The sequence below is a fragment of the Hassallia byssoidea VB512170 genome (genome assembly GCF_000817785.2).
Lineage (GTDB): Bacteria > Cyanobacteriota > Cyanobacteriia > Cyanobacteriales > Nostocaceae > Hassallia > Hassallia carrinoi.
The window spans coordinates 22,422-28,743 of sequence record NZ_JTCM02000086.1 but is presented as its reverse complement, the minus strand read 5'-3'; the positions used below and the strand labels follow the sequence as shown (position 1 = coordinate 28,743).

Genomic DNA, 6,322 nt, shown 5'->3' with positions numbered 1-6,322 from the left:
GAGCGATGTTATGCCAATGCAGAGCGATGTTATGCCAATGCAGAGCGATGTTATGCCAATGCAGAGCGATGTTATGTTAATGCAGAGCGATGTTATGTTAATGCAGAGCGATGTTATGCCAATGCAGAGCGATGTTATGCCAATGCAGAAAAGTAGGGTGCGTTATGGACGGAACGTCCTAACGCACCGAAAATCACCGGATGATGCGATCTTCTACGGCATAACACACTACAAAACTATGAATTTTTAAGAGGATGGTGCGTTAGCTACAAAACTATGAATTTTTAAGAGGATGGTGCGTTAGCCTACGGCATAACACACCCTACAAAACTGAGATTCATTTCTTATCAGACAAAACAAAATATAAGTAGAAGAAACCGCCCTAAATTAGGTTCGGTTAAGCTGACATCGCTGTGATAAAAAGATTGTTAAAGTATATACAACTTCATAAAATACTGCTAGCTTATCACTATTATGAACAATATTTCTAACCGCAATCCAGAGAACTTTGGTTCGGAAGCAGTTAATAACAACTTGTGGCAATACATTAAATCGCTGAATCCAGAAACACTTGCCCAACTATCCAAGCCAACATCACCAGAAATACTTCAAGCGATCGAGCGCACCGTTGTGAGTATGTTGGGTAACTTACCTTCAGAAGACTTCGACATCGAAATTACCACCAGCCGCGAACACTTAGGTATGTTGTTAGCATCTGCCATGATGAATGGTTACTTCTTACATAACGTACAGCAGCGCTTGCAATTTGAAAAGTCATTGCAGTAACCATCGTAGAGACGTTTTATTGTCACGTCTCTACAATATACGTCGTGATTAACCGAATTTTCCGTAACCCACGCAAACCATCGTAGAGACGTTCCATTGTCACGTCTCTACAATATACGTCGTGATTAACCGAATTTTCCGTAACCCACGCAAACCATCGTAGAGACGTTCCGGCGGAACGTCTCTACAATATACGTAATTAACCGAATTTGAGATAAAATCCCTAATTTTCCGTAACCCACGCAAACCATCGTAACGCATGAAACGCATAGTTTTGATTGCTGGATTTGAATCGTTCAACGCTGAATTATACAGAAAAGCAGCTTACTTGGCGTCCTTGCGCTGTGGTGAGTTGGATATTCGCGTGTTTAGCGATCGCGATATTACCACCAACCGCAGCGAGGTAGAAGCTGCACTTAAAGACGCGGATGTGTTTTTTGGCAGCTTGCTATTTGATTATGACCAAGTTTTGTGGTTGCGCGATCGCGTTTCTCAAATTCCCATCCGTTTGGTGTTCGAGTCAGCTTTAGAATTGATGAGTTTAACAAAATTGGGTGATTTTGCCATTGGTGATAAACCCAAAGGAATGCCCAAACCAGTTAAATTCATCCTTGATAAATTTAGCAACGGACGAGAAGAAGACAAGCTTGCAGGTTACATCAGCTTCTTAAAAATCGGTCCGAAACTTCTCAAATATGTGCCAGTGCAAAAAGTGCAAGACTTACGCAACTGGTTAATTATATATGGTTATTGGAATGCTGGCGGTGCAGAAAACGTAGCCGCATTATTTTGGATATTAGCAGAAAAATATTTAGATTTAAAAATAGGCGAAATTCCCCCAGTTATCGAAACTCCAAATATGGGATTGCTTCATCCCGATTATCAAGGCTTTTTTGAATCTCCTCGCGAGTATTTAAAGTGGTATGAGGAGAACGCGATGAATCGCGTTACTACGAAACCAATAATAGGGATTTTACTTTATCGCAAACACGTTATTACAAAACAACCTTATATTCCGCAATTAATTCGCAGTTTTGAAGAAGCTGGTTTGATACCTTTACCCATTTTTATTAATGGTGTTGAAGGACATGTTGCCGTGCGAGATTGGATGACCAGCGACTATGAAACGCAGCAACGAAATAATAATAATATTGAAACTCCTTCACTCTCCAACGAAGCGGTAAAAGTGGATGCGATCGTATCTACAATTGGCTTTCCTTTGGTGGGTGGTCCTGCTGGTTCAATGGAAGCTGGACGGCAAACGCAAATTGCGGTAAAAATCCTTGCTGCCAAGAATGTACCATACATCGTCGCTGCACCACTACTGATTCAAGATATTCACTCTTGGACACGTCAAGGTATCGGGGGCTTGCAAAGTGTCGTATTATATGCATTGCCAGAATTGGATGGCGCTATTGATACAATTCCCCTCGGTGGATTGGTGGGAGAACAAATTTATCTGGTTCCGGAACGAGTGCAGAGATTGATTGGCAGGGTGAAAAGCTGGGTTGCCTTGCGGCAAAAACCTTCTTCTGAGAGGAAAATAGCGATTATTTTGTATGGTTTTCCACCTGGGTACGGTGCAACAGGAACAGCTGCATTATTAAATGTACCGCGATCGCTTCTGAATTTTCTCCAGGCGCTGCAAAATCAAGGTTATGCGATCGCAGATTTCCCTAAAGATGGAGAAGAGTTAATTCGCGCTGTCAAAGAAGCAGATGAACAACTAGTCCCCACTCCCCACTCCCCATTCCCCACTCCCCACTCCCCACTCCCCACCCCCCACTCCCCACTCCCCACTCCCCACTCCCCACTCCCCACTCCCCACTCCCCACTCCCCACTACAGTCAACGCCAAAACTCTGGAAAAATGGTTAGGATATCTCCGCACATCTCGCATCGAAAAACAATGGAAATCTCTCACGAATACGGGAATTAAAACTTACGGTGATGAGTTTAATATTGGCGGCATTGAGTTAGGAAATATTTGGATCGGTGTACAACCACCTTTAGGTATACAAGGCGATCCGATGCGGTTGATGTTTGAACGAGATTTAACGCCGCATCCTCAATATGCTGCTTTCTACAAATGGCTGCAAAATGAGTTTCAAGCTGATGCTGTGGTGCATTTTGGAATGCACGGTACTGTCGAATGGTTGCCGGGATCGCCGTTAGGAAATACGGGTTATTCTTGGTCGGATATTTTGTTAGGAGATTTGCCGAATTTATATATATATGCGGCGAATAATCCTTCAGAATCAATTTTGGCAAAGCGTCGCGGTTATGGTGTGTTGATTTCTCACAATGTCCCGCCTTATGGACGTGCTGGTTTATATAAGGAGTTAATGTCTCTGCGGGATTTAATTTCTGAGTATCGAGAAGATCCGCAAAAGAATTATGCGCTGAAGTCGGTGATTTGTAAGAAGGTTGTTGATACTGGTTTAGATGCTGATTGTCCGTTTGATGAGGCGAAACGTTTGGGGATTTCGTTTAGTCCGGAGAATATCAGGATGTTTAGTAGTCATGCTTTTAATGATTATTTGGTGAAGTTGTATGAGTATTTGCAGGTGTTAGAAGGTCGGCTTTTTTCTTCGGGTTTGCATACTTTGGGTGAAGCGCCAAATGAGGAGGAAATGAGGGGGTATTTGCAGGCTTATTTTGGAGAAAACGAACCGCAGAGGCGCGGAGAACGCAGAGGGGAAGAGGAGGAGATTAGAGGTTTGTTGATGCAATCTACTGATGAGTTGACGAATCTTTTGCGGGGGTTGAATGGGGAGTATGTTATGCCGGCGCCTGGTGGCGATTTGTTGCGGGATGGTTCTGGTGTGTTGCCTACGGGGAGGAATATTCATGCTTTAGATCCTTATAGAATGCCTTCTGCTGGTGCTTATGAAAGGGGGAGGGAGATAGCTAAAAAAATTATTTCACAGCATTTAGAAGAATATAATAAATATCCGGAAACTGTGGCGGTGATGTTATGGGGTTTGGATGCAATTAAGACGAAGGGGGAGTCTTTAGGTATTCTTTTGGAGTTGGTGGGTGCCGAACCTGTGAAGGAGGGGACGGGGCGGATTGTTCGTTATCAATTGATGCCTTTGGCTGAGGTTGGACATCCCCGAATTGATGTTTTGGCGAATTTATCTGGTATTTTTCGTGATAGTTTTGTCAATATTATTGAGTTGTTGGATGATTTGTTTCAACGTGCGGCTGATGCTGATGAATCTGAAGAGGAGAATTTTATTAGAAAACATGCTTTGGCTTTGAAGGCAGAAGGTATAGAAAATGCTTCGGCGAGATTATTTTCTAATCCGGCTGGTGATTTTGGTTCGTTGGTAAATGATAGAGTTGTTGATGGTAATTGGGAATCTGGTGATGAGTTGGGGGATACTTGGCAAGGTCGCAATGTTTTCAGTTACGGTAGACAGGATAAGGGTCAAGCTAGACCGGAAGTATTGACGCAGTTGTTGAAAACGAGCGATCGCATTGTTCAAGAAATCGATTCGGTAGAATACGGTTTGACTGATATTCAAGAATATTATGCTAATACTGGCGGTTTGAAAAAGGCAGCTGAAAAACAAAGCAAGAAGAAGGTTACAACCAGCTTTGTAGAAAGTTTCTCGAAAGATACTACACCCCGCAATCTCGATGATTTACTGCGGATGGAGTATCGCAGCAAGTTGCTAAATCCTAAATGGGCAGAAGCAATGGCAAATCAAGGTTCTGGTGGTGCGTTTGAAATTTCGCAACGCATGACGGCATTGATTGGCTGGGGCGGCACTGCGGATTTTACTGATGATTGGGTATACGACCAAGCCGCAGATACTTACGCTTTAGATGCAGAGATGGCGGAAAAATTACGCAAGTCGAATCCAGAAGCTTTCCGCAATATTATAGGGAGAATGCTAGAAGCTTCCGGACGCGGTTTTTGGAATGCTGATACAGAAAAGTTAGATAAGTTGCGTCAGTTGTACGACTTAACTGATGAGGAAATTGAGGGTGTAACAATTTCAGCTTTGTAAGTAAGACACATTTTTTAGCTATTAATTGCCCTTCTTCAGATCCCCGACTTCGCATATAGATAGCGTAGGGTGCGTTATAACGAAGTTTAACGCACCATTAATGGTGTGCGTTACGCGCTTCGCGGTAACACACCCTACGGTGGCTGTTCACTTTGTAAGTAAGACACATTTTTTAGCTATTATCAGATCCCCGACTTCTCGCAAGAAGTCGGGGATCTTGTTTTTAGGACTGCTATAGAGAAATATATATACTAACTATCGAGTAGCTGATGTGCAGAAGCGATCGCTTACACTCCTAAATTATAAATTGTAAATTTTTATGATTTTGTGTGCGATCGCACAGCTTTTATTTCCTCGCATATTTACTGTATTAAATGGTGCTAACAATTAACAATCGTTAAAATAACCAAATTTTAAATATAAAAATTTTCAGTAATTGCAACAAGTTACATTTTGATAAGTATATAGTTATAACAGCAATAAGTGTTTAAATACTAATATTAAAAAACTTATAACATAAGGGTGTAAAAATGAATCTATCACAGTTTGTGGCGTTCTACGAAGCTGGTAAATATGTCTATCAGCTATGGAACGAAATGCAGTATTATGGGAAAGAATATATCAGCGAGACATCGATAAAAAATAATAGCGGTCATATATTAAAAGTTAAAGTTTGTTTTAACAGCGCTCGTCAACGCTATCTGCAAATTAAGTTACCCTGGAATGCGGAGCGAAAAATCTTAGCAGGGGTAGATAATTATCAACCAGGGGAATATTTAGCAATTAATCGCGATGAGTGGCACATCTTTTTTCTACTTACCAATTTTCAGCATGATAGTGAGCTTTATGCTTATGCCGAGAAAATTGTCAATAGGTTGGTAGATAAAGCTAATATAATCGAAAGTCAAAAGCGATCGCTTATCTCACCCCCCACAGAACTGCACCCAGCTAAAAGTCAAGTAGCTTAAAGACATATGCTGAATGTTAGTATCTGCTTGTCACTAACATTAAGCATAAATTGCATTAATTGTCCGAATTCAATCATAAGAATCTTGAAGATGTTACCATTTAGGAAATAAAACAAGAGGAATGAAGTTTCTTATTACTATCCTTCAAGATGAAGATGGGATGTTCATTGCTGAATGTCCAGTTATTCCTTTCCGTGTTAGTCAAGGCAAAACCGAAAAAGAGGCTATTGCAAACATTCAAGAAGCAATTAAAGGATGTTTAGAAGTTAGGGCTGAAAAACATTCATTGAAATATAAACTTTTTTTGTGAGGTATCCGGCAATGGAAAACTCTTTTACTGCGGTATTTGAAAAGGTAGATGATTGGTATATTGGCTACATCCAAGAGTTACCTGGTGCTAATGTCCAAGAGAAAACTCTCGAAGAAGCAAGGGAAAGTTGCACAGAAGCGATCGCACTAATCTTAATATCGAATCGAGAACTTGCAGAACAACGCACAAATTCGTAACGAATTAAATTCAGAAAAACTCTGCGTCCCTCTGCGCTAACTC

At 41.3% G+C, this 6,322-nt stretch carries 5 protein-coding genes; all 5 read left to right on the top strand.

What is annotated here, in order from left to right; translation table 11 throughout:
* Positions 1-474: 474 nt before the first annotated feature.
* The 5 genes from PI95_RS25970 to PI95_RS25950 all read left to right on the top strand — a co-directional run bounded on the left by PI95_RS25970 (position 475) and on the right by PI95_RS25950 (position 6,279).
* The gene (locus tag PI95_RS25970) at positions 475-786 is read left to right on the top strand and encodes a DUF760 domain-containing protein (protein WP_039737213.1); all 312 of its coding nucleotides are present in this window, start codon (positions 475-477) and stop codon (positions 784-786) included.
* Between the two features lie 259 nt (positions 787-1,045).
* The gene (gene bchH / locus PI95_RS25965) at positions 1,046-4,804 is read left to right on the top strand and encodes a magnesium chelatase subunit H (RefSeq protein ID WP_039737214.1); all 3,759 of its coding nucleotides are present in this window, start codon (positions 1,046-1,048) and stop codon (positions 4,802-4,804) included.
* Positions 4,805-5,334: 530 nt separating this feature from the next.
* Positions 5,335-5,772, top strand: a complete 438-nt coding sequence (locus tag PI95_RS25960; protein WP_039737215.1) for a hypothetical protein — start codon at positions 5,335-5,337, stop codon at positions 5,770-5,772.
* A gap of 121 nt (positions 5,773-5,893) precedes the next feature.
* Entirely contained in the window at positions 5,894-6,082 is a 189-nt protein-coding gene (locus PI95_RS25955; protein WP_039737216.1) for a type II toxin-antitoxin system HicB family antitoxin, read from the top strand.
* 11 nt (positions 6,083-6,093) lie between these two features.
* Positions 6,094-6,279 (top strand): type II toxin-antitoxin system HicB family antitoxin, encoded by a 186-nt coding sequence (locus tag PI95_RS25950; RefSeq protein WP_039737217.1) that lies wholly within the window; start codon positions 6,094-6,096, stop codon positions 6,277-6,279.
* Positions 6,280-6,322: the final 43 nt, after the last annotated feature.